Source organism: Streptomyces griseochromogenes, from assembly GCF_001542625.1.
Lineage (GTDB): Bacteria > Actinomycetota > Actinomycetes > Streptomycetales > Streptomycetaceae > Streptomyces > Streptomyces griseochromogenes.
Window position 1 is genome coordinate 10743968 of sequence record NZ_CP016279.1, and the last position, 20707, is coordinate 10764674.

A 20707-nucleotide genomic window follows, 5' to 3' on the forward strand; every position below is an offset into this window, starting at 1 on the left:
GACCCGGTCCACGGTCTCAGCTCTGTTCGCCCCACCACTCCTTGAGAGCCGTCACCGCCGCGTCGTACTCCATCGGGCCGTTCTCCAGGCGCAGCTCCAGCATGTGCTTGTACGCCTTGCCGATGACGGGGCCGGGCCCGACGCCCAGGATCTCCATGATCTGGTTGCCGTCGAGATCGGGGCGGATCGCGTCCAGTTCCTCTTGCTCCTGGAGCTGGGCGATGCGGTCCTCCAGGCCGTCGTAGGCCCGTGCCAGCGCGGCCGCCCTGCGCTTGTTCCGCGTGGTGCAGTCGGAACGCGTCAGCTTGTGCAGGCGATCCAGCAGCGGGCCGGCGTCACGGACGTAGCGGCGTACGGCCGAGTCCGTCCACTCCCCGGTGCCGTAGCCGTGGAAGCGCAGGTGGAGTTCGACCAGCCGTGAGACGTCCTTCACCAGTTCGTTGGAGTACTTCAAGGCGGTCATGCGCTTCTTGGTCATCTTCGCGCCGACCACCTCGTGGTGGTGGAACGAGACGCGGCCGTCCTTCTCGAAACGGCGCGTACGCGGCTTGCCGATGTCGTGCAGCAACGCTGCCAGACGCAGCGTGAGGTCGGGGCCGTCCTGTTCCAGGGCGATCGCCTGCTCCAGCACGATCAGCGTGTGCTCGTAGACGTCCTTGTGCCGGTGGTGCTCGTCACGCTCCAGACGCAGGGCCGGCAGCTCGGGCAGGACGTGGTCGGCGAGGCCACTGTCCACCAGCAGGGTCAGGCCCTTGCGCGGGTACGCGGAGAGGATCAGCTTGTTCAGCTCGTCCCGGACCCGCTCGGCCGAGACGATCTCGATCCGGTCGGCCATCTCCGACATCGCGGTGACCACCTCGGGGGCGACCGTGAAGTCGAGCTGGGCGGCGAACCGGGCGGCCCGCATCATTCGCAGCGGATCGTCCGAGAACGACTCCTCAGGAGTCCCGGGAGTACGCAGCACCCGGGCCGCGAGGTCCTCGAGGCCGCCGTGCGGGTCGATGAACTCCTTCTCCGGCAGCGCCACGGCCATCGCGTTGACCGTGAAGTCACGCCGGACCAGATCCTCCTCGATGGAGTCGCCGTAGGACACCTCGGGCTTGCGCGAGGTGCGGTCGTACGCCTCCGACCGGTAGGTGGTGACCTCGATCTGGTAGCCGCCCTTGTGCGCGCCGACGGTGCCGAAGGCGATCCCGACCTCCCAGACGGCGTCCGCCCATGGCCGCACGATCTTCAGTACGTCCTCGGGGCGCGCGTCGGTGGTGAAGTCCAGGTCGTTGCCGAGCCGGCCGAGCAGCGCGTCCCGCACCGAGCCACCGACCAGGGCGAGCGAGAACCCGGCCTCCTGGAATCGACGGGCGAGGTCGTCGGCGACGGGCGCCACCCGCAGCAGCTCGCTCACCGCGAGCTGCTGCGCCTGGTTCAGGGCAGAGGGAGTGTCTTCGTTGGGGTTCGGCACAACAGAAGAGGGTACGTGGCCGTGGCCGCCGCGAGCGCCTCGATTAAGCGGGCGCAGACGCCTCCCGCCATACCGGCACAAGCACTGCCCTTGTGACGTACATCCGCTCTCCCCTCGATACTGGATATAGGGGACGTGCCGCCGCCTGCTTCCGATCTTGTGAGGCAGACCGCGGCACTTCCCCTCGGCGCGCCTCGTTACCATGCGTGGACGCACATTCCGACGACCACTGACGACGACGAGGGACGGACGAGCGCGTGGCCGAGGCGGCAGACTTCCAGGGGGCCAGTGCCTCACCTGCCCGCCGGTGGATCCGGCGTACCGGAGCAGTGCTCGCCGGGGCGCCCCTGCTGGCCGGGCTGCTCCAGCTGCCCGCCGCGGGGCCCGCACAGGCCGCTCCCTCGGACCCTGTGTCCGTCTCCCTGGACTCGCTCACTCCCAACGCCCCCACGGACGGGGACACGCTGACGGTGTCCGGGACTGTGACGAACAACGGCAAGCAGCCCGTCACCGGCGCTCACGTGGATCTGCGCACGGGCCCCATGCTGAACACCCGCTCGGCGATCGACACCGTCGCCCGGCACTCCGACGATCTCCAGGCCGGCACCGGTGCCGAGGTCGGCGGCAAGTACGTGGAGAAGTTCTCCAAGCTGGCTCCCGGCGTCGCCGAGCACTTCAGCATCTCCGTGCCGGTGGACAAGCTCGACCTCGGCGAGGACGGTGTCTACGAGTTCGGTGTCTCCCTGTCCGGTCAGACCTCCGCGCAGCCCTGGGACCAGGTCCTCGGCATCCAGCGGACCTTCCTGCCGTGGCAGCCGTCCGAGGCCGACACCAAGACGAAGACGACGTTCCTGTGGCCGCTGGTCTCCACGGCCCACATGACGGCCAGGACGGGCGCCGGAGAGCTGCAGACGCCGGTCTTCCTCAACGACGACCTGGCCAAGGAGATCGCGCCGGGCGGCCGGCTGGCGCAGATGCTGGAGCTGGGCAAGGACCTGGATGTCGCCTGGGTGATCGACCCGGACCTGCTGGCCTCGGTGGACGCGATGGCGGGCAACTACCGGGTTCAGGGCGCTGACAACACCACCACGGCCGGTACCCACCAGGCGGTGGCCAAACAGTGGCTGGCGGGCCTGCAGCAGGCCGTGGCGGGCAAGGAGGTCGTCGCGCTGCCCTACGCCGATCCGGACCTGGCCTCCCTCGCGCACAACGGCACCCGCGTCACCGGCTCGCTCAGCCACCTCAAGGACGCCACCGACGTCGCCGCCATCACCGTGAAGACTGTGCTCCATGTCACACCGAGCACCGATTTCGCCTGGCCTGTGGAAGGCGCCGTCGATCCGTCGATCATCAAGGTCGCCACCTCCGCGGGTGCCGACCGCGTGATCGCCCGCAGCGACAGCCTCCAGGAGACCGCCGGGCTGTCCTACACGCCCTCCGCCGCCCGGCCCATCGGTGGCGGTACGACCGCGGTGGTCGCCGATACCCGGCTGTCCACGTCCTTCGAGGGGGATCTGACCAAGGCGGACTCGGCCACGCTCGCCGTGCAGCAGTTCCTGGCCCAGAGCCTTGAGGTGACCGCGCAGACGGACCAGCAGCGCAGCATCGTCGTCGCGCCGCAGCGCATGCCGTCGGCGAGCCAGGCCCAGGCGATGGCGGCGGCGCTGAAGGCGCTCCAGGACGGCACCTGGTCCCAGCCGCAGGACCTGACGGCGGCCGCCAAGGCCAAGCCCGACCCGAACGCCACCACGCGCATCCCGTCGACCTCCGCCTACCCCTCCTCCCTGCGCAGGCAGGAACTGCCCGGGGCGGCCTTCGAGCAGATCGCGCGCACCCAGGACAAGCTCGACAACTTCAAGGTGATCCTCAGCGATCAGTCCCGCGTGGTCACCCCGTTCGGACGGGCCATAAACCGTGAGATGTCCACGTCGTGGCAGGGACGCAGCGCGCAGGCGGACCACTTCCGGGGCGATGTGGAGGACTGGCTGGACGAGCTCGCCGACCAGGTCAAGCTGATCGACAAGTCCGAGACCAAGCTCTCCGGGCGCAGCGCCACCATCCCGGTGACCGTCCAGAACAACCTCGTCCAGCCGGTGAACCACCTGGTCCTGCGGCTCACCTCGACGCAGCCGACCCGCCTGAAGATCGGCGGCAAGGCGTACTACGAACAGCCCGTCGAGGTCTCCGGCGGACACAGCCAGTCCGTGAAGTTCACCACCTCCGCCAACGCCAACGGCCGGGTCACGGTCATCGCCCAGCTGTACACCGAGGACGGCCAGGAGTACGGCGACGCGGTCAGCTTCGACGTGAAGGTCACCGAGGTCACACCCACGGTCATGCTCGTCATCGGCGGCGGCGTGCTCCTCCTGGTCCTCGCCGGGTTCCGGATGTACACCCAGCGCAAGCGGGCGGCCGCCCGCCAGGCCGAGGACGACGGCCCCGACCCGGCGGGTGAGGACACCGACGACGAGCCAGGGAACCCCGGAAGCCCCGGGGATCGTCTCCCGGAGGAGTCCGATGCCTCCTCCGGGGCAGACGCCCCGGAGCAGCCGAGTGACCCTGCACCGGACACCGCACCGGAAAACACCGACCCGTCCGGGACGGGTGAGAGAGTGGACCGTTGAGCGATGTCGTGGCCGGTGTGGCCCGGGACGATGAGGTGGGGTAACGATGAACGCGCCGTACGACGGTGAACGCGGCCAGGGCGCGGCCGACTCGGGCTACCCCGAGCCGCCGCCCGGGCCCGGGCAGGTACCGCCCCAGCACCCGGCGGACACGTACCTCCAGGACGCCTACGACCAGGACCCCTACCGGGCGCACGATCTGACCGCCCAGGACCCCGTGGCCGAGGCGCTCTACGACCGTGCCGCGCACCCGCCGCCGCCCCCGGGCGCCTACGAGCAGCAGCAGCCGCTGTACGCCCCGCCGACCCAGTCGCCGTACGCGCCCGATCCGCACGTGTGGGCGCAGACCCCGGCACCCGAGCCGGACGGCGCGAACCAGTACCTGCCGTACGGCGACGACCCGCGTACGACCCAGTTCGTGGGCGTGGACGACCTGGTCACGCACTCTGGTGAGGAATACCACAAACCGGACGCCTTCGCCCATCTCTTCCGGGACCAGCAGCAGAGCGGCGGACCCGGGCCCATGGACCGGACCGTCCCGGGCCCGGCGACTGCCCCGGATCCCGCCGGTGCGTACCCGGCGCCGCCGCACGCCCAGAGCCCGCAGCACACGAACCAGTACGCCGGGACGCCGTACCAGGCCGGTCCCCCTGCCGCCGCGCACCCGGCGCAGTCACCCGTACCCGCCCCGGCCGCGGCCGGTGAACCCGCCCATCCCGCGGCTGCCGCCGAGTCCGCCGAGCCCGCGGCTCCCGCCGCGAAGAAGGGCGGGCGTGCCTCCGGGCTGCTGAAGTCGAGCGCCGTCATGGCGGCGGGCACGATGGTCTCCCGCCTCACGGGCTTCATCCGCTCGGCGATGATCGTCTCGGCGCTGGGCGTCGGCCTGCTCGGCGACACCTTCCAGGTCACCTACCAGCTGCCGACGATGATCTACATCCTGACGGTCGGCGGCGGCCTCAACTCCGTCTTCGTGCCGCAGCTCGTCCGGGCCATGAAGGAGGACGAGGACGGCGGCGAGGCCTACGCCAATCGGTTGCTGACCCTTGTCATGGTGGCGCTGGGTCTGCTCACCGCACTGGCGATCGTCGGCGCGCCGTACCTGGTCCGGCTGCTCTCCCCGTCAGTGGCGAGCGATCCGGCCGCCAACCACGTCGGCATCACCTTCGTGCACTATTTCGTCCCCTCGATCTTCTTCATGGGCATCCACGTGGTGATGGGACAGGTCCTCAACGCGCGCGGCAAGTTCGGCGCGATGATGTGGACCCCCGTCCTGAACAACATCGTCATCATCGTGACGCTCGGCACGTTCATCTGGGTGTACGGCACCGCGGCCCACTCCGGGATGACCGTGACGACCATCCCGCCCGAGGGCCAGCGCCTCCTCGGCATCGGCATCCTGCTCGGTCTCGTCGTCCAGGCGCTCGCGATGATCCCGTACCTGCGCGAGACCGGATTCCGTCTGCGGCTGCGCTTCGACTGGCGCGGACACGGCCTGGGCAAGGCCGTGACCCTCGCCAAGTGGACGATCCTCTTCGTACTCGCCAACCAGGCCGGCGCGATCGTCGTCACGCAGTTGTCCACCGCGGCGGGCAAGCACTCGCCGGTCGACGGCACCGGCTTCGCCGCCTACGCCAATGCCCAGCTGATCTGGGGTCTGCCGCAGGCGATCATCACCGTCTCCCTGATGGCCGCACTGCTGCCGCGGATCTCCCGCTCGGCCGCCGAGGGCGACGGCGGCGCCGTACGCGACGACATCTCCCAGGGCCTGAGGACGACCGCCGTGGCCATCGTCCCCGTCGCCTTCGGCTTCCTCTCGCTCGGCATCCCGATGTGCACGCTGATGTTCGGCTCCTCCGGCACCAGCGAGGCCACCAACATGGGCTACATGCTGATGGCCTTCGGCCTCGGCCTGATCCCGTACTCCGTGCAGTACGTCGTTCTGCGCGCCTTCTACGCCTACGAAGACACCCGCACCCCCTTCTACAACACGGTCATCGTGGCCGCGGTCAACGCGAGCGCCTCGGCGGCCTGTTACTTCCTGCTCCCGGCGCGCTGGGCGGTGGTCGGCATGGCCGCCGCCTACGGCCTCGCGTACGCGATCGGTGTGGGCGTCGCCTGGAACCGGCTGCGCAAGCGGCTCGGCGGCGATCTGGATGGCACACGAGTGCTGCGGACCTACGCCCGGCTCGGCATCGCCTCGGTGCCGGCGGCCCTGCTCAGCGGCGCGGCCTGCTACGGCATCGGCCACACGCTCGGCCAGGGCGTCATCGGCTCCTTCGCCGCGCTGATCGCGGGCACCGCGGTCCTGCTCGGCATCTTCTTCGTCGCCGCTCGCCGGATGCGGATCGAGGAGCTCAACTCGCTCGTGGGAATGGTCCGCGGGCGTCTGGGGCGCTGAGGTGGGGGTAGGCGCACAACCATCGTCCGCCGCCGTGTGTCGTGCATAGCGGCGGACTGTGGGCACAATTGGTTTCGGCGTCGGACAGCGTGCAACGGATGGGGAGGCAGGGACGACGGTGGCGGAACGGAGCACGGCTGCCGTCGACGTGGCAGACAACAACGGCGAGCAGCCGTTGACCGCCAAGGCGGACCAGTCCACGGCCGACGGGGTGGCCCAGAACCCGGAGCGGGACACGGACAGCGAAGAGGCCCAGGGGAGTAGCGCGACGGAGGGTCCCGGAAAGAAGGCATCGCCTCCCGAACTGCACAGCGGGCACAAACTCGCCAGACGCTACCGCCTCGAGGAGTGCGTCACCCGTCTGGACGGATTCAGCAGCTGGCGTGCGGTCGACGAGAAACTCCGTCGTGCCGTCGGCGTCCACACGCTGCCCGCGGACCATGCCCGGGCGCGTTCCGTACTGGCGGCCGCCCGTTCCTCCGCTCTGCTGGGCGATCCGCGCTTCGTCCAGGTCCTCGACGCCGTCGAGGAGAACGACCTCGTCTACGTCGTCCACGAGTGGCTGCCCGACGCCACCGAGCTGACCGCGCTGCTCGCGTCCGGCCCCCTGGAGCCGCACGACGCCTACCAGATGGTCAGTCAGGTCGCCTCCGCCATGGCCGCCGCACACCGCGAGGGCCTCGCCCATCTGCGGCTGAATCCGAACGCCGTACTGCGCGCCTCCACCGGTCAATGGCGCATCCGCGGCCTCGCCGTGAACGCGGCGCTGCGCGGCATCAACTCCGACACCCCGCAGCGCACCGACACCGAGTCGATCGGTGCACTGCTGTACGCGGCGCTGACCCAGCGCTGGCCGTACGAGAACGACGCCTACGGTCTGTCCGGGCTGCCCAAGACCATCGGCCTGATCGCGCCGGACCAGGTGCGCGCCGGTGTCCACCGTGGCCTGTCCGAGCTCGCCATGCGGGCTCTCGTCAACGACGGGGCCACCGCCTCCCGTCACGAGGCTCCGTGCACCACGCCCGAGGAGCTGGTGAAGGCGATCGGCGAGATGCCCCGCATCCGCCCGCCAGAGCCTTCGTTCACGGCTCCGGCGGAATACCAGCGCACGACGTACCAGCAAGGCACGTACGGCCGCCCCGCGCCCCGTCCCGGCGCCGCACAGCCGATGCCCACCCCACCCCCTCCGCTCCAGAGCCGCACCGGCAAGGTCCTGAAGTGGACGGTGTCGGCCCTGCTCATCGCCGCCCTCGGCCTGGGCAGCTGGCAGCTGGCGGACGCGCTGATGGACCAGAGCGGCAAGTCGAACGACACCAACAACACACAGACGCAGGACGGCGGCGGCAAGAACGCTCCGAAGCAGGCTCCGATAAAGATCCAGCATGCCCAGGAGTTCATCGCCGAGGGCGACTCCCAGCACCCCACCGACGTCGACAACACATACGACGGCAATGCATCCACGTTCTGGCGGACCAGGTCCTTCGACGCGGGCCCCACGATCGCACCGCTCAAGCCCGGTGTCGGCATCGTCTATGACCTTGGCTCGGTGAAGGATCTCGGCAGCGCCACCGTCGGGCTCCGCTACGCCGGTGATCACACGACGCTCGATCTGTACTCGGCCGACTCGCTGACGCCTCCGTCGCTCGGCTCGATGACAAAGATCGGCTCTGTCACGACCACCGGCACCTCCGCTACGGTGAAGCTCAAGAAGTCCGTGAAGACACAGTATGTCCTCGTATGGCTGACGGCCGTACCGAAGTCAGGTTACGACTCCACCTTGTACACACGCGCCGGCTACAAGCAGGCCATTAGTGAAGTGAACTTCATGGGCTGAGGAGCGGCAGCGAGGAAGTGGTCATCGCGCATAGATTTCGCTGGCTTATGCCCTTAGTCCGCCCACATGCAGCCATTACGACTACTACACATATGAGCCATGAGCTGCTTGAACGATATGCCTTAGCCGGGCGGATACACCTGCCGCTCGACTCGCCTGCACAACAAAGCCGTTTTACCTGACACTTGCCGTTCAAGGCGAGTCGGACAAAACCCGGCGAGCCCGCCCTACCTCCGCTTTCTGGAAAGACCGGAGCCTCTGCAGTTCCTTTGAGTGTTTGCGGATCATCTTTTCTTGGTCCGCACTCTCTATTTCCCGCCAGATCTCAGTTAGGCTCGATTCGCGCTTACACTGAACATCCCTCACGGCCACACGCCTCTCTTGCTCCGTCGGCCTGCCCACTTCTTGAAATTTCGGATCGGAAATCGCCTCCAACGGCGATGCATATCTATAACCCCTTTGCATCATGCAAGCGGACCACTGCTTGTTAGCTTTTACCCAACGTGGATCCTTCATTGAATTTTCGAAGCTTCCCCCATCGATACCTCGCGCTAGGGCTATAATGGCATCTGGTGTGTCATCACCAGAGATTTTGGCATCAGCCTCGCCACTGCAACCCCCTGGCGGCAACTTGTCAGCCTTCCCTGATCCTCCAGACCGACCATTACTTTCCCCGAAGAGAAAAATCCTGTCCTCCTTCGTGAGGTTGCGTGGATCTCTATTCGCGCGGTCTGCCACCTTCGGCATGTGGTATCCGTAAGCAGCGGCAGTTTCAGTCTCTGTCACTCCATACCTCCTGGAAGCCTGAACTACCGGCTTACCAGGAGAAGGGGCAATAAATCGACTGCCGAAAGCCTTCATGCAGCGATCAATCAGTACTGTCTTTGCCTTATCGATGAGATAGTAGTCATATGGGTTAATCCCATATACATCGATGGGCAAGTCGAGGAGCTGAGGCGATGCGTGAACCCCACCCACCCCTTCGATCGATCCATTTCGCCTCTGGTCTTCTTTTCTTTGTTCTGCAGTAGACCCTCCGACGCAGCCAGTCAGCAGTACTGAGGAGATAATGATGAGAGCACTAGCATTTCCCAATTGACGAGACAGCCACATGGCCGCACCCCCAAAAGCAGAGGCGGGCGCCAACAGGCGCCCGCCGAGAGTCCATTTCACATTTGTCACGACCAGTACTTACAACCCTGACTTTGCACACGATCACGCCAATAGAGGGACGCATCATCGTTGTACGTGTTAGCCAGCTTCGAAGCGTAGGTGTATTCATGGCCGGCCTGGAGCCTGTCACAGGGTCCTGCGTAGCCACTGTTGCGGTAGATCGTTACGTTATAGCCCAGTCCGTAATTTCTCGCTTGCGCCGAAGCGGCATGGTTCTTCACCGAAAGCCCCTGTCCGGCGCCCACCGTCTTAAACGTGTATGGACCCAGGTTAGGAATTCCTTCCTCCGCCTTGTTGTTCTCAAAAGTCGTTCGCGAACCACCGTACTGGGAGTTGTAAAATATCACCACGCACGCGTAATCGCAGTTATTTACCGTGTGGGTGCTCGTCCAGGTAGCAGCGCCAGCATCTGAAGCAGCCCCACCAACGCCGAGAACGGCAGCTGATATAACTGAGGTTGCGGCAGCGAGATAACGCCCCTTAGGCATTAAAGATTCCCCCTCATGCAGTAACGAGACAGGAATATCAAGATTCCAGCTCTTCACATCTTGACACCGCTGGTGCTCATACTATTGTTGTGAGATTGTGTCTATGGCGCATACGCGGCTAACCTACATGCTTGTCCCGCAGCGAGTCGGGGGATATGGGTGAAAGACGAGCCAATTGGTACCCAGGCCTCACCTTCAGACCAGGCTCTCCTGGCCAGTCACGTCGCAGGCGACTCGGACGCCTTTGGTGAACTGGTACGGCGGCATCGGGATCGGCTCTGGGCGGTCGCGCTGCGGACGCTGGGGGATCGCGAGGAGGCCGCTGATGCGGTCCAGGACGCCCTGGTCTCTGCCTATCGAGCTGCTCGAACCTTCCGGGGGCAGTCCGCCGTCACGACATGGCTGCACCGGATCACGGTGAATGCCTGCATCGACCGGGCTCGCAAGGCGGACTCCCGGAAGACCTCTCCCGTCGACGACACCGAACGGCTGGAGCAACTGCTGGAGCCGCATGAGTCGGCCTCGGCTCCGGCCGAGCGCAACGATCTGCACCGGCAGCTCCTCGAAGCACTCGGCACCCTTCCGTATGAGCAGCGTGCGGCTCTGGTCCTCGTGGACATGCAGGGGTACCCCGTGGCCGAGGCCGCTCGAATCCTCGACGTGCCCACGGGGACGGTGAAGAGCCGGTGCGCCCGAGGCAGAGCCAGGCTGCTGCCGCTGCTCACCCATCTACGCCCCGGAAGCACAGGGGACGAAAAAGAACCCGGCCCGGAACGGAACCGGATGGCCGAGCCACCCGTCCCACCGGCAACGGGACCACGGGACGGAGGCTCCCGCGTCGCGGGTCCGAGTGATTCAACCGTAGTGAAGGGCGGAGGTGGGCGAGCGTGACTTCCACGGCAGACACGGCCGGGCACCCGGACGTCGCGGAGATCTCCGACCTCACCGAAGGACTCCTTCCATCGAGCCGGACCGCGGAGCTGCAGCGTCACCTGGAAGAGTGCGAGCTGTGCGCGGACGTCCGTGCCTCGCTGGAGGAGATCCAGGGGCTGCTGGGCACCGTGCCGGGTCCGTCGCGCATGCCGGCGGACGTCGCGGACCGCATTGACGCCGCCCTCGCGGCCGAAGCCCGACGGAGCGCCACCGAACCCGGAGCTCTGGACACGTCGGTGCTGATTTCCGGGCCCGCAGAGCCAGACAGCCAGATCACCGGCGGTGGTGTTTCACGTGAAACATCGCCTTCGGCGGACCGGCCCGTCGGGCGCCCCCACGGGGCGACAGGGCCGGGGCGGAAGGGACGCGAGCGCGGGCGGCGCCGCAGGACCGTCGTCCTCGGTGCCGTTCTCACCGCCGCCGTCCTGGGGGCCGGGTCCCTGGTCCTGCAGTCACTCGGCAGCGGGGGCTCCGATACGACGGCTCATGGCAAGCCGACACAGTCCGTCACCACCTTCTCCGGGGACAGTGTCCAGAACCAGGTGAAGGATCTGCTCTCCGTCAAAAGGGAAACGGAGGGGGGCTCCGAGAGCAAGCGGCCACGGTCAGGGGCCGACTCGGAGCAGAACACCCCAGGGTCGACCCAGGGCGCACACACACTGCTGCAGCCCCAGACCTCGGTTCCCGACTGCGTCCGGAAGGCGATCAGCCGCAGCGGTGATGTTCTCGGCGCCAAGACAGGCATGTACGCCGGCAAGAGTGCCTATCTCGTCGTACTGCCCGACACCGTCGACAGCACACGGGTCACGGTCTATGTCGTCGACGCGTCGTGCGTCGGTCAGCAGCCCGTCTCCCCGGGCAAGGTGCTGCTGAAGCAGTCCCTCGCTCGTCCCTGAGACACTAGAGGCGTCCTCTCCGGTCATCAGTACCGTCAGCGATCCCCGTGTGCCCGGACACACCGGGAATGCTCGCCCCTTAGGATCCGTTGGGTGGGGTGAGAGTCCTGAAAGGGGCTCCCACCGGTCGACTGACACAGACCAGAGACGAGGAATCAAGCCGTGAGCGACGTCCGTAACGTGATCATCATCGGCTCCGGGCCCGCGGGCTACACGGCCGCGCTCTACACCGCCCGCGCATCGCTGAAGCCCCTGGTGTTCGAGGGTGCGGTCACCGCCGGTGGTGCGCTGATGAACACCACCGAGGTGGAGAACTTCCCGGGCTTCCGCGACGGCATCATGGGCCCCGACCTGATGGACAACATGCGGGCGCAGGCCGAGCGCTTCGGCGCCGAGCTGATCCCGGACGACATCGTCTCCGTCGATCTGACCGGTGAGATCAAGACCGTCACCGACTCCGAGGGCACGGTCCACCAGGCGAAGGCCGTCATCGTGACGACCGGCTCGCAGCACCGCAAGCTCGGCCTGCCGAACGAGGACGCCCTCTCCGGCCGCGGCGTCTCCTGGTGCGCCACCTGTGACGGCTTCTTCTTCAAGGAGCAGGACATCGCCGTGATCGGCGGTGGCGACACCGCGATGGAGGAGGCCACCTTCCTCTCCCGGTTCGCCAAGTCCGTCACGATCGTCCACCGCCGTGACAGCCTGCGTGCCTCCAAGGCGATGCAGGAGCGCGCCTTCGGCGACCCGAAGATCAAGTTCATCTGGGACAGCGAGGTCGCCGACATCCAGGGCGACCAGAAGCTCTCCGGACTGAAGCTGCGCAACGTCAAGACCGGCGAGCTGTCGGAGCTGCCGGTGACGGGTCTGTTCATCGCGATCGGCCACGACCCGCGCACCGAGCTGTTCAAGGGCCATCTGGACCTGGACGAGGAGGGCTACCTGAAGGTCGACGCCCCGTCCACCCGCACCAACCTGGCCGGTGTCTTCGCCGCCGGTGACGTGGTCGACCACACCTACCGACAGGCGATCACCGCGGCCGGCACCGGCTGCTCCGCCGCCCTCGACGCCGAGCGCTTCCTCGCCGCCCTCGCGGACGAGGGCAAGGCCGAGACCGCCTGACCCTTTCCCTTCTCCCCCGCCCCACCGCACACCCAGTTAGGAGCCCCGCCGTGGCCGACCTGAAGACCGTGACCGACGCTACCTTCGAGGAAGCTGTCCTCAAGAGCGACAAGCCCGTCCTGGTGGACTTCTGGGCCGCCTGGTGCGGCCCGTGCCGCCAGATCGCTCCGTCGCTCGAGGCCATCGCCAAGGAGCACGGTGACAAGATCGAGGTCGTCAAGCTCAACATCGACGAGAACCCGGATACGGCCGCCAGGTACGGCGTCATGTCCATCCCGACGCTGAACGTGTACCAGAACGGCGAGGTGGCCAAGACCATCGTCGGTGCCAAGCCGAAGGCGGCGATCGAGCGCGACCTCGCGGACTTCATCGCTGAGTGACGTTTCACGTGAAACACGAATGGGCCAGCCCCTCCGGGTTGGCCCATTCGTATGCGGTCCTCAGCTGACGCCGACGCCTAGAGCGGCCTCAGAGCCGGCTCCTTCTGCACGGCCCCCAGGAGCCGGTCGAGGGCGAGCTCCACATCTTCCTTCCACGACAGCGTGGAGCGCAGTTCCAGCCGCAGCCGAGGATGCGTGGGGTGCTGCCGGACCGTCTTGAAGCCCACGGCCAGGAGATGGTCGGCCGGCAGCAGACAGGCGGGCTCCTTCCAGCGGGCATCACCGAATGCCTCGATCGCCTTGAAGCCCCGGCGCAGCAGATCCTTGGCGACCGTCTGCACCATCACCCGGCCCAGCCCCTGCCCCTGATAGCCGGGCATGATGAACGACGTCATGAGCTGGACAGCGTCCGGCGAGATCGGACTCGTGGGAAACGCCGTCGAGCGAGGGACATAGGCCGGCGGTGCGTAGAGCACAAAACCCACCGGCGCATCATCGACGTAGACAACCCGTCCGCATGATCCCCAGTCCAGCAGGACGGCGGAGATCCACGACTCCTTCTCCAGCGCGGAGGTACCCGCCCTTACCGCGGCTTCGCCGCTGACGGGGTCCAGCTCCCAAAAGACACACGACCGACAGCGCTGGGGAAGGTCCTGAAGGTTGTCCAGCGTGAGCGGTACGAGCCGACGCCCCATGAAGGCTGTTCCTCGCTTCCTACGCCCGCGGCGTCGCGAGCGGCTGCCAGAGCGCTCCGTTCCCTGAGGAGGCTGCCGACGAATCCGCCGACCGCTCCGAGGCCCAGGCCCGCGCTCACCAGTCCGGTGCGGCTCATCGATCGCATGGCCCTGTCTCCCCACTCAGAGATCTGCCAGGTGGATGCGCCATACCCCTTTGGCATCGTATCCACGATGCGATTGCCTCGATACCGCCTCAAAGCAAAGAGCGGACCGCGATCCGGCACACACCGGACACGATCCGCTCCCTGGCTCCCTCGGGTCGAGATCGCCCGAGGATCAGTCGTCGTGCTCCTCGGACTGGTCCTCCTGAAGAACCTTCTGCAGGAGCGGCCCCTCGCCCGGAGCGAGCGTGCCAAGGATCCGCTCAAGGTCCTCCACGGAGGCGAACTCGACGGTGATCTTGCCCTTCTTCTGGCCCAGGTCGACCTTCACCCGGGTCTCGAAGCGATCCGACAGACGGGTCGCCAGATCGGTCAGAGCCGGAGAGACCAGGGCTCCGGCCCGCGGACCCTTGGAACGCTGAGGCGTCTGGGGACGCGAACCCATCAGGGTCACGATCTCCTCGACGGCCCGCACCGACAGGCCCTCGGCCACGATGCGGTGAGCCAGCCGGTCCTGCTCCTCCGAGTCGTCGATGGACAGCAGAGCCCGGGCGTGACCGGCAGACAGGACACCGGCGGCCACCCGCTTCTGGACAGCCGGTGAGAGCTTCAGCAGCCGCAGCGTGTTGGAGACCTGCGGGCGAGAGCGCCCGATCCGGTCGGCCAGCTGGTCATGCGTGCAGTTGAAGTCCTTGAGCAGCTGGTCGTAGGCGGCGGCCTCTTCCAGCGGGTTCAGCTGCGCACGGTGCAAGTTCTCCAGCAGGGCGTCCAGGAGGAGTTTCTCGTCGTCCGTGGCCCGGACGATCGCCGGGATGGCCTCGAGGCCGGCCTCACGGCAGGCGCGCCAACGACGCTCGCCCATGATCAGCTCGTACCGGGCGGGACCCAGCTGTCGGACGACGACGGGCTGGAGCAGACCGACCTCCTTGATGGAGGTGATCAGTTCCTGGAGGGCGTCCTCGTCGAAGACCTCACGCGGCTGGCGCGGGTTCGGCGTGATGGCGTCGAGGGGCAGCTCGGCGAAGTGTGCACCCACCGGAGGCGCGGGCACCTCTGCGACAGGCGCTGCCGGAGGCTCCTCGGTTTCATGTGAAACAGGCGGCAGCGTGGCCACCTTCGCCGCGGCCACCCCGCGGTCGGTCGTCAGTACCGGGACCGCTGCCGGGGACGCGGACGCGCCACCGCCCATTGCGGCCGGAGCCGGGGTCTTCTCGGTCGGGGCTGCAGGGATCAGTGCGCCGAGACCACGGCCCAGCCCCCTCCGTCGCTCACTCACTGAATGCCCTCCACCATGCTCGGGTCGTTCTGGGCGCCGATGTGGGCCTGGCTCCCGTCATAGCTGATGCCGATGCCCTTCAGCGCGATTTCTCGGGCCGCCTCAAGATAGGAGAGGGCGCCGCTCGAACCAGGATCGTAAGTCAGCACCGTCTGCCCATAGCTCGGCGCCTCCGAGATACGGACCGAGCGGGGAATGCTCGTCCGCAGCACCTCGTCGCCGAAGTGGGTGCGCACCTCTTCCGCAACCTGCGAGGCGAGACGCGTCCTGCCGTCGTACATGGTGAGCAGGATGGTCGACACGTGCAGGGCGGGGTTGAGGTGGCCCCGGACCAGGTCGACGTTGCGCAGCAGCTGGCCCAGCCCCTCCAGCGCGTAGTACTCGCACTGGATCGGGATGAGGACCTCCTGGCCCGCGACGAGCGCGTTGACCGTCAGAAGGCCCAGAGACGGCGGGCAGTCGATCAGGACGTAGTCCAGCGGCTGCTCGTACGCCTGGATCGCCCGCTGCAGCCGGCTCTCCCGGGCCACGAGAGACACCAACTCGATCTCCGCACCGGCCAGATCGATGGTGGCAGGGGCGCAGAAGAGGCCCTCGACATCCGGGACGGGCTGGACGACCTCGGCGAGAGGCTTGCTCTCCACCAAGACGTCGTAGATGGAGGGAACTTCGGCGTGATGGTCGATCCCCAGTGCCGTGGAGGCATTGCCCTGGGGGTCCAGGTCGATCACCAGGACACGGCCACCATGCAGAGCCAGCGAAGCGGCAAGGTTGACGGTCGTGGTCGTCTTGCCCACGCCGCCCTTCTGGTTGGCGACCACGATGACTCGGGTCCGCTCCGGGCGCGGCAGGCCTTCGCCGGCACGGCCCAGAGCCTCCACCGCCAGTTGGGCAGCACGACCGATGGGAGTGTCGTCCATCGGGGGCGGTGTTTCACGTGAAACATCCGCCCCCATCGACTCGGTACGGGGACCAGGGACCGGATCGGTCATCGGTCCCGCGATGTTGGCGTCGGACCGCACGGATTCACTCTCCTCGACTTCAGGCTCGCAATGAACAGAGCCTCCCATGTCTTCGGGGTCGTGAACCAGTGAGGCCTGGTGTTCTGTGGAGAAATCCACCTCTGTGGACAACTCCCGTACCTCTCCGAGTGAACCGAGAGGCTTCCGGTCCCGCGGTTCGGCCGCAGCGCGGCCACGACTGATGATGCCGTGCAGCAGTGAGCGACGTTTCACGTGAAACACGATGCACAGTGACGGCGACCGGATCTTCGCGACACTCCGACTCGCGTAGGTTTGGCAGCTTGTGTGGAGTACGTCTCTTCGTCAGGACGGATCAGGGCGCCGGATCCCGTGTCGGCGCCCGCATGCCGAGTCAGCGACGACGGCGAGCCCTGCCCACACGGGCCGCCTTGGCCCGCTTGGCCGCGAACCGCACACCGCCCGGACTCTCTCCCACCTCGACACGTACGACCGTGGACAGAGGATCCACCACACCCTCACCCACATGCAGGATGGACGTCGACACCGCTCCGAGCTTGCTGAGCGCGGTGGCCGCCATCTTCAGCTCCTCCTCGGCGGTGTCGCCCTTCAGAGCGAGCATCTCGCCGTACGGACGCAGCAGGGGAATGCCCCACGCGGCCAGGCGGTCCAGCGGGGCCACAGCACGGGCGGTCACCACATGGACCGGCGGCAACTGCCCCATGACCTCCTCGGCCCGGCCCCGCACCACGGTGACGTGATCCAGGCCCAGCAGCTCGACGACCTCCGTCAAGAAGGTGGTGCGCCGCAGCAGCGGCTCCAGCAACGTGATGTTCAGGTCCTCCCGGACCAGCGCGAGCGGAATGCCCGGCAGGCCGGCGCCCGAGCCCACGTCGCACACCGTCACCCCCTCGGGGACCGCCTCGGAGAGCACCGCGCAGTTCAGCAGGTGCCGCTCCCACAGACGGGGCACTTCACGCGGCCCGATCAAGCCACGCTGCACGCCCGCCTCGGCGAGCAGTTCCGCATAGCGGACCGCATCGGCGAAGCGGTCACCAAACACTTCCCGCGCCTGCTCGGGCGCGGGGGGAAGCTCCGCTGCCTCCGTCACGGGGACCGTCCTTCCGTACAGCGCCGGCGCTTCGCGCACCGGCCACCAGAACTACCAGGCTGACAAAGGTCGGCCCCGTCTGCAGGCAGACGGGGCCGGTGAAACGTAGGGGCCGATCAGGCAGGAAGTACGACGACGAACCGCTGCGGCTCCTCGCCCTCGGACTCGCTGCGCAGTCCGGCGGCCTTGACCGCGTCGTGCACGACCTTGCGCTCGAAGGGGGTCATCGGGTTGAGCTTCACGGCCTCGCCGGTGTTCTTGACCTCGGCGGCGGCCTTGGCACCCAGCTCGGACAGCTCGGCGCGCTTCTTGGCCCGGTAACCCGCGACGTCCAGCATCAGCCGACTGCGATCGCCGGTCTCCCGGTGCACGGCCAGGCGCGTCAGCTCCTGAAGCGCCTCCAGCACCTCGCCGTCCCGGCCGACCAGCTTCTGCAGGTCCCGGCCGCCGGTGTCGCTGATGATCGACACGGAGGCCCGGTCGGCCTCGACGTCCATGTCGATGTCGCCGTCGAGGTCGGCGATGTCGAGCAGACCCTCCAGGTAGTCCGCCGCGATCTCACCCTCCTGCTCCAGGCGGGTGAGGGTGTCTGCACCCTCGGCAGCAGCGGAGGTGGTGCCTTCCGTCACGGGATGGGCTCCTTCTTACTTCTTGGACGGGGACTTGGGCCGCTGCGGGCCACCCTTGCGCTGGCCGGACTGGGCCTTGCTACGGGTGCCGGAGCCGGGCTTCTGGGGCTGCTCGGCAGCGGCGGGCTTGGCGTCCTGCGGCGGGTCGGACTTCTCCAGCGAGGTGGTCGGCGTGTCGTCGCCCGCCTGCTTGGTCCCGCCGGACTGGCGCTGGGCCTTGGTCTGGCGCTTGGGCTGCTGGCGCCGCGCGGCGCTGGCGGTGGCGGTGGCGGTGGTCGTACCGTCCTCGGTCTGCGCCACGGCCTGGGTCTCGCTCGTCACCACGGTGCCGTCGGCCTGGGCCGCGAGGCCCGCCTTGTTCAGTCCGTTGATGAACTTGCGCTCGAACTCGTTGCGGTCACGGCCCTTGGCGACGATCGCCTTGACGATGGTCTTCTCGCTCCGGCGACGGACCTTGCCGTGGTGCGTGACGTGCTTGGTGAGGCGCTCCAGGTAGGCGGCCTGAGCCTTGGAACCCGGGGTCGGGTTGTTGTGGATGACGTACATCTGCTGGCCCATGGTCCACACGTTGGTGGTCAGCCAGTAGACGAGAACACCGACCGGGAAGTTGATACCGAAGACGGCGAACATCACCGGGAAGACGTACATCAGCATCTTCTGCTGCTGCATGAACGGCGTCTTCACCGTGGTGTCGACGTTCTTCGTCATCAGCTGGCGCTGCGTGTAGAACTGCGACGCCGACATCAGGACGATCATGACCGCGGTGACGACCCGCACATCGGTGACCGTCGCACCCAGCGCCTGGACGGTGGCGGAGCCGTCCTTGAACTTCGCGGCGAGCGGAGCCCCGAAGATGTGGGCCTTACGGGCGCTCTCCAGCAGCGACGCGTTGATGACGCCGATGGTCTGGCCCGACGCGATGCCGTTGAGCACGTGGTACAGGGCGAAGAAGAACGGGGACTGCGCCAGGATGGGAAGGCACGAGGAGAGCGGGTTGGTGCCCGACTCCTTGTACAGCTTCATCATCTCTTCGGACTGGCGCTGCTTGTCGTTCTTGTAGCGCTCCTGGATCTTCTTCATCTCGGGCTGCAGCGTCTGCATCGCCCGGGTCGCCTTGATCTGCTTCACGAAGAGCGGGATCAGGCAGATACGGATCAGGATCACGAGGGACACGATCGACAGGCCCCAGGCCCACCCTGTGTCGGGGCCGAAGATGGCGCCGTACACCGTGTGGAACTGGACGATGACCCAGGAGACAGGTGTCGTGATGAAGCTGAAGAGGCTGGCAATCGTGTCCACTAATCATGCTCCTTGGGCATGGGACGAGGTCTCTGCGGCCGGGCTCGAGGGAAGCTCGGAACGCGGCTTCTCCTCGGTGGCCGGTTCGGCGGCGGAGGTCCCGCCCTTGCGTGCGCGCCAAGCGTTGCGCAGCAGTTCGTGCCACCGCGGGCGCTTGCGCGGCGGAACATGGTCCACACCGCCCAGCGACCACGGATTGCACCGGAGGATGCGCCAGGCGGTGAGTGCCGTGCCCTTGATCGCACCGTGCCGGTCGATGGCCGTGTAGCCGTAGTGGGAGCACGACGGGTAGTACTTGCACACCGGCCCGAGCAATGGACTGATCGTCCACTGGTACAGCTTGATCAGAGCCAGCAGCGGGTACTTCATCGCGCGCCCCCTCCCAGCAGCCGCTCAAGAGCGGCATCCAGGTCTCGGGCCAGCTGTGCGTGGTCTGCGTCGCCCGATCCGGGCAACGCCCGTACGACTACCAGGCTACCGGGGGGAAACAGGACGACTCGGTCACGCATCAGATGGCGCAGTCTGCGCTTCACTTTGTTGCGCACAACCGCTCCACCCACGGCCTTGCTCACGACGAAACCCGCACGCGTCGGGGGAGCGCTCTCCCCAGGCGCGTGCGGGTCCGTGGCACCGCTACGAAGGTGGACGACGAGGGTTGGGCGGCCTGCCCGGCGCCCCCGTCGTACCGCGGTCGCGAAATCCTCGCGCCGCCTCAGCCGATGCTCGGAAGGCAGCACGACGTCATGACCTGATCAGGATCAGGCGGACAGGCTGGCGCGACCCTTGGCGCGACGGTTCGCGAGAATCGCGCGGCCGGCACGGGTGCGCATCCGCAGGCGGAAGCCGTGGGTCTTCGCGCGACGACGGTTGTTCGGCTGGAAGGTGCGCTTGCTCACTCGGGGGCTCCAGAAATCAAATCGGTGGTGGCGGGTGCCGTCCTGGCTGTCACCGTGCGCCCACGAGTAGCTCGCGTCACGCCCGAGTGCACCGCTTCCCGATCACCTGAAGTGACCTGTGCCCTTCGGAGGCAGGCGGCAGCAGCCATCGACAACTCGACCTGGTTACGGTACGCGGGGCTACGCCATCCGGTCAAACCGAGGGTCACGGAGAGACACTATCCACAGGCTGGGGACAACAACTTGAACCGTACCGGCCGCGCTGACTACCGTGGCTGAACTCCGATTCGTTCCCTTATCCCCGCCCGACCCGATTTTCATCCCGACCCGTCCCACAACCACACGTTCGTGGGACCTGTGAGAGAGCGTGCCCT

19 protein-coding genes are annotated in these 20707 nt (G+C 67.2%); 7 read left to right on the top strand and 12 right to left on the bottom strand.

Annotation, left to right across the window (positions count from 1 at the left end; genetic code table 11):
- Positions 1–16 precede the first annotated feature (16 nt).
- Complete coding sequence (locus AVL59_RS47165; RefSeq protein WP_067316680.1) at positions 17–1459, bottom strand: CCA tRNA nucleotidyltransferase; 1443 nt, start codon at positions 1457–1459, stop codon at positions 17–19.
- Positions 1460–1716: 257 nt separating this feature from the next.
- Here AVL59_RS47165 and AVL59_RS47170 point away from each other — a divergent pair, with 257 nt between their 5' ends.
- From AVL59_RS47170 to AVL59_RS47180, 3 genes are all read left to right on the top strand, one after another.
- The gene (locus tag AVL59_RS47170; protein WP_067316682.1) at positions 1717–4083 is read left to right on the top strand and encodes a DUF6049 family protein; all 2367 of its coding nucleotides are present in this window, start codon (positions 1717–1719) and stop codon (positions 4081–4083) included.
- A gap of 46 nt (positions 4084–4129) precedes the next feature.
- Positions 4130–6481, top strand: a complete 2352-nt coding sequence (gene murJ / locus AVL59_RS47175) for a murein biosynthesis integral membrane protein MurJ (RefSeq protein WP_067316684.1) — start codon at positions 4130–4132, stop codon at positions 6479–6481.
- Between the two features lie 118 nt (positions 6482–6599).
- Complete coding sequence (locus AVL59_RS47180) at positions 6600–8315, top strand: protein kinase family protein (RefSeq protein WP_067316685.1); 1716 nt, start codon at positions 6600–6602, stop codon at positions 8313–8315.
- 192 nt (positions 8316–8507) lie between these two features.
- Here AVL59_RS47180 and AVL59_RS52935 read toward each other — a convergent pair whose 3' ends face one another.
- Positions 8508–9257 (bottom strand): hypothetical protein, encoded by a 750-nt coding sequence (locus AVL59_RS52935; protein ID WP_159400232.1) that lies wholly within the window; start codon positions 9255–9257, stop codon positions 8508–8510.
- A gap of 236 nt (positions 9258–9493) precedes the next feature.
- A complete protein-coding gene (locus AVL59_RS52940; protein WP_159400233.1) occupies positions 9494–10033 on the bottom strand; it encodes a hypothetical protein in 540 nt (179 codons plus the stop codon).
- A gap of 117 nt (positions 10034–10150) precedes the next feature.
- Between AVL59_RS52940 and sigM the strand changes: the two genes are divergently transcribed.
- From sigM to trxA, 4 genes are all read left to right on the top strand, one after another.
- Positions 10151–10867: an RNA polymerase sigma factor SigM gene (gene sigM, locus AVL59_RS50215; protein WP_079147525.1), complete on the top strand. Its 717-nt coding sequence runs from the start codon at positions 10151–10153 to the stop codon at positions 10865–10867.
- Positions 10864–11805, top strand: a complete 942-nt coding sequence (locus AVL59_RS47190) for an anti-sigma factor family protein (RefSeq protein WP_067316689.1) — start codon at positions 10864–10866, stop codon at positions 11803–11805. Before sigM ends, AVL59_RS47190 begins: the two co-directional genes overlap by 4 nt.
- 162 nt (positions 11806–11967) lie before the next feature.
- Positions 11968–12924 carry a thioredoxin-disulfide reductase gene (gene trxB, locus AVL59_RS47195; protein WP_067316692.1) on the top strand — a complete coding sequence of 319 codons (957 nt, stop codon included), beginning with the start codon at positions 11968–11970 and terminating at the stop codon, positions 12922–12924.
- A 50-nt stretch (positions 12925–12974) separates the two neighbouring features.
- Positions 12975–13304: a thioredoxin gene (trxA, locus tag AVL59_RS47200; protein WP_067316694.1), complete on the top strand. Its 330-nt coding sequence runs from the start codon at positions 12975–12977 to the stop codon at positions 13302–13304.
- A 77-nt stretch (positions 13305–13381) separates the two neighbouring features.
- On the opposite strand, the gene AVL59_RS47205 is transcribed toward trxA, so the two are convergent.
- The 9 genes from AVL59_RS47205 to rpmH form a co-directional block, all read right to left on the bottom strand.
- Positions 13382–13999, bottom strand: coding sequence for a GNAT family N-acetyltransferase (locus tag AVL59_RS47205; RefSeq protein WP_067316696.1), 618 nt, complete (start codon positions 13997–13999; stop codon positions 13382–13384).
- Between the two features lie 318 nt (positions 14000–14317).
- A complete protein-coding gene (locus AVL59_RS47210; protein WP_067316698.1) occupies positions 14318–15418 on the bottom strand; it encodes a ParB/RepB/Spo0J family partition protein in 1101 nt (366 codons plus the stop codon).
- Entirely contained in the window at positions 15415–16488 is a 1074-nt protein-coding gene (locus AVL59_RS47215; protein ID WP_079147526.1) for a ParA family protein, read from the bottom strand. The genes AVL59_RS47210 and AVL59_RS47215 overlap by 4 nt, the downstream gene beginning before the upstream one ends.
- Before the next feature lie 304 nt (positions 16489–16792).
- Positions 16793–17509 (bottom strand): 16S rRNA (guanine(527)-N(7))-methyltransferase RsmG, encoded by a 717-nt coding sequence (rsmG, locus tag AVL59_RS47220; RefSeq protein ID WP_067316703.1) that lies wholly within the window; start codon positions 17507–17509, stop codon positions 16793–16795.
- Between the two features lie 116 nt (positions 17510–17625).
- Positions 17626–18138, bottom strand: coding sequence for a Jag family protein (locus AVL59_RS47225; protein ID WP_067316705.1), 513 nt, complete (start codon positions 18136–18138; stop codon positions 17626–17628).
- A gap of 15 nt (positions 18139–18153) precedes the next feature.
- On the bottom strand, positions 18154–19437 hold the full coding sequence (gene yidC / locus AVL59_RS47230; protein ID WP_067316707.1) for a membrane protein insertase YidC: 1284 nt from the start codon (positions 19435–19437) through the stop codon (positions 18154–18156).
- Positions 19438–19440: 3 nt separating this feature from the next.
- Entirely contained in the window at positions 19441–19806 is a 366-nt protein-coding gene (yidD, locus tag AVL59_RS47235; protein WP_067316709.1) for a membrane protein insertion efficiency factor YidD, read from the bottom strand.
- A complete protein-coding gene (gene rnpA / locus AVL59_RS50220) occupies positions 19803–20174 on the bottom strand; it encodes a ribonuclease P protein component (RefSeq protein WP_079147323.1) in 372 nt (123 codons plus the stop codon). Before rnpA ends, yidD begins: the two co-directional genes overlap by 4 nt.
- 21 nt (positions 20175–20195) lie before the next feature.
- On the bottom strand, positions 20196–20333 hold the full coding sequence (rpmH, locus tag AVL59_RS47245) for a 50S ribosomal protein L34 (RefSeq protein WP_015659252.1): 138 nt from the start codon (positions 20331–20333) through the stop codon (positions 20196–20198).
- Positions 20334–20707 lie beyond the last annotated feature (374 nt).

Bases quoted from the DNA above. Each gene is read 5' to 3' on its own strand.
- yidD (WP_067316709.1), bottom strand. From the start codon at position 19,806: ATGAAGTACCCGCTGCTGGCTCTGATCAAGCTGTACCAGTGGACGATC.
- murJ (WP_067316684.1), top strand. From the start codon at position 4,130: ATGAACGCGCCGTACGACGGTGAACGCGGCCAGGGCGCGGCCGACTCG.
- AVL59_RS47205 (WP_067316696.1), bottom strand. From the start codon at position 13,999: ATGGGGCGTCGGCTCGTACCGCTCACGCTGGACAACCTTCAGGACCTT.
- AVL59_RS47215 (WP_079147526.1), bottom strand. From the start codon at position 16,488: ATGGGAGGCTCTGTTCATTGCGAGCCTGAAGTCGAGGAGAGTGAATCC.